This window comes from Streptomyces phyllanthi (assembly GCF_009377205.1).
Lineage (GTDB): Bacteria > Actinomycetota > Actinomycetes > Streptomycetales > Streptomycetaceae > Streptomyces > Streptomyces phyllanthi.
Genome location: NZ_VJZE01000753.1, coordinates 1 through 2,677 on the forward strand (window position 1 = coordinate 1; position 2,677 = coordinate 2,677).

Annotated in this window: 3 protein-coding genes; all 3 read right to left on the minus strand. The window is 73.2% G+C overall.

Features of this window, described 5'->3' with window-relative positions:
* Positions 1 to 106: 106 nt before the first annotated feature.
* Complete coding sequence (locus tag FNH04_RS44390; RefSeq protein WP_152791901.1) at positions 107 to 871, minus strand: SDR family NAD(P)-dependent oxidoreductase; 765 nt, start codon at positions 869 to 871, stop codon at positions 107 to 109.
* Positions 872 to 903: 32 nt separating this feature from the next.
* Positions 904 to 1,746: an Fpg/Nei family DNA glycosylase gene (locus FNH04_RS44395; RefSeq protein ID WP_152791902.1), complete on the minus strand. Its 843-nt coding sequence runs from the start codon at positions 1,744 to 1,746 to the stop codon at positions 904 to 906.
* An 81-nt stretch (positions 1,747 to 1,827) separates the two neighbouring features.
* Positions 1,828 to 2,677: Lhr family helicase (locus FNH04_RS44400; RefSeq protein ID WP_456154891.1), on the minus strand; the 850-nt coding region annotated here is incomplete at its 5' end.

The window sequence follows — 2,677 nt, forward strand, 5'->3', positions numbered from 1 at the left end:
GGGTTTGAGTGGGGCGTGGTGGGTCGGGCGCGGTCTGTATTCGGGGTGAGGGTCAGGGGCTGTGTGCGTCGGGCCGAGGGCGGCCCTGTGTACGTTGCCCCCGCCGTCACCAGGGCATTGCCACTCCGCCGTTCGGGCGCAGGATCTGGCCCGTTGTGAACGACGAGGCGTCGGAGGCCAAGTGCAGCACGGCGTGGGCGATGTCGTCCGGCTCGCCGACCCGGGCCAGGGGGGAGAGCCGCGCCATGAACGCCTCGGTTCGTGCCTGTGCCTCGCTGTCGTGGCGGTCCGTCATGGATGTCCGGATCCAGCCCGGGGCGACCGCGTTGACGCGGATGCCGTGCGGGCCCATCTCGGTCGCCAACGTCCTGGTCAACTGGACGACGGCCGCCTTCGTGACGCCGTAGCAGAGCAGGCCGGGGCCGCCGGTGTCGATCGCGCCGGAGGCCATGGTGACGATGCTGCCCCGAGTGCCGTTGGCGATCATCACGCGGGCCGCCTCCTGGCAGGCGTACAAAACCCCCTTGAAGTTGACGCTCCACACCCGGTCGAGGTCCTCGTCGCGGGTCTCCAGGACCGGGCTGCTGTGCATGACGCCGGCGATGGCCGCCATGAAGTCGAGCCCCTCGCAGTCGGTCACTGCCTGGCGGAGCCTGTCGCGGTCGGTGACGTCGAGGTGGTGGGTGCGGGCGGTGCCGCCCCGGACCTTGATCAGTGTCGCGGTCTCGTGCAGGCCCTGGGGGTCGCGGTCCGCGCAGTGCACGGTCGCGCCCGCCTCCGCGAGCAGGACGGCCGTGGCACGCCCGATACCGCTGGCGGCTCCGGTGACGAAGGCGGTGCGTCCGGTGAGGTCGTACGCCGTGACGGGCATGAGGGGACCGTACGAGGGTTTCTGACGGTCCGTCAATTGTCTGAGCGTGGCTGAGTGGGCCTGGCCGCACGGGCGCTCGGAGCCGGGGCGGGGCCCGTCTGGCAGGCAGGACACCAGTAGGTGGGGCGGTCGCGGGAACCGTCGCCCTGGTTTCCCGAGCGGATGGGTGTGCGGCAGCGCAGACAGGGGCGGGGCGCGCGGCCGTACACGAAGAGACTCTGCTCGCGGCGGCCCGTGGTGACGCGGACCGGCCGGTCGCGGTTGACCTCGAGCAGCTTCTTGGCGAGGGCGGGGAGCTGGGCCGCGCGGTCCCGGGGGAGCTCGCCGACGGGGAGCCAGGGTGTGGCGCCGAGCAGGAAGCAGAGCTCGCTCTTGTACACGTTGCCGATACCGGCGAGGTTGCGCTGGTCGAGGAGGGCCTCACCGAGCGGGCGGTCCGGGTCGCCGAGGACGTTGGCGAGGGCCCTGTCGGAGTCCCAGTCCGGGCCGAGGAGGTCGGGGCCGAGGTGGCCGACGACCCGGTGCTCCTCCGAGGTGCGGAGCAGTTCGAGTACGGGGAGGCGGTAGCCGACGGCTGTCCGGTCGGCGGTGCCGAGGACGGCTCGGATCTGGTGCCCGGGGCCACCGCTCCAGCGCCGGCCGTTCGCGTACACCTTCCACGAGCCGTCCATCCGCAGGTGCGAGTGCAGGGTCAGGCCGCCCTCGATACGGGTGAGGAGGTGCTTGCCGCGCGGGGTGACGTCCAGGACGGTACGGCCCGTGAGGTCGGCGGTGGCGTACCTCGGCACCCGGAGGTCGAAGCGGGTCAGCACCTGGCCCGCGAGGGCACTGTGCAGCCGTCTCGCGGCCTGCCAGACGGTGTCTCCTTCGGGCATGGGTCCAAGGGTGGCACGTGGGTGGAAGAGAGGGCACGTCCGTGAGGGGCGAGCATCTCCGTGTGGTGAGGGCGAGGGTGGTCACGCGCGCAGGCGCAGGCCCCGTGGAGTCGCTATGAATCCCGCTCCTTCCAGGAGGGCGCCGAACGGAGACGTGAGGGCGGAGGCGCCGTTGACGCGCTCCACCGTGACCGTGCCGAGGGAGCCCGCGCGGGCGGAGGCGGACAGGCCCTCGGCGGCTGTCAGGAGGCGGGGATCGTCGGTGACCGTGCCGTCCGGGTCGGAGGGCCAGGCGAGCAGGGTCTTGCCGCCGCGCTCCATGTACAGGGTCAGCTCGCCGTCGACCAGCACGACCAGGGAGCCCGCCTTGCGGCCGGGTTTGTGTCCGGCGCCGGTGGGGGGCTCGGGCCAGGGCAGGGCGGCGCCGTACGCGTTGGCCGGGTCGGCGGCGGCCAGGACGACGGCACGGCCGGTGCCGGTCCGGTGAGGGCGGCCGCCGGGGTGGCGGGGAGCCGGGGAGTAGCCGTGGCCGTCGGGGAAGTCGGCTCCGCCGTTGCGGCCTGGGGGGAGGCCGGTTCCGTAAGGGGAGTCTGCGAGGAAGTCGGTGTCGCCGTCCGGCCCCGGGGAGAACCCGGCTCCGCTGTCGAGTCCGCTGGGGAAGTCCGGTGGGCCGAAGGAGGGTTCGGGGAGGGACTCCCCCCGTTCCCTGGCGTTCGCCGTCGCGCGCAGGCGGTCCACCGCGCCGTCCATCGCGAACTGGGCGGCGCCGAGCCCCTCGACCACGTATCCGCGCCGGGCCTGTCCGCTCTCCTCGAAGGCGGACAGCACGCGGTACGTCGCCGAGAAGCCGCCCTCGACACCCTCGGCGGCCACGGCACCCCTCGTCACCACGCCATGCCGGTCGAGGAGCGTGCGAGCGAGTGCGTGGGCA

Coding starts and splice junctions, on each gene's coding strand:
- FNH04_RS44390 (WP_152791901.1), bottom strand. CDS start 871: ATGCCCGTCACGGCGTACGACCTCACCGGACGCACCGCCTTCGTCACC.
- FNH04_RS44395 (WP_152791902.1), bottom strand. CDS start 1,746: ATGCCCGAAGGAGACACCGTCTGGCAGGCCGCGAGACGGCTGCACAGT.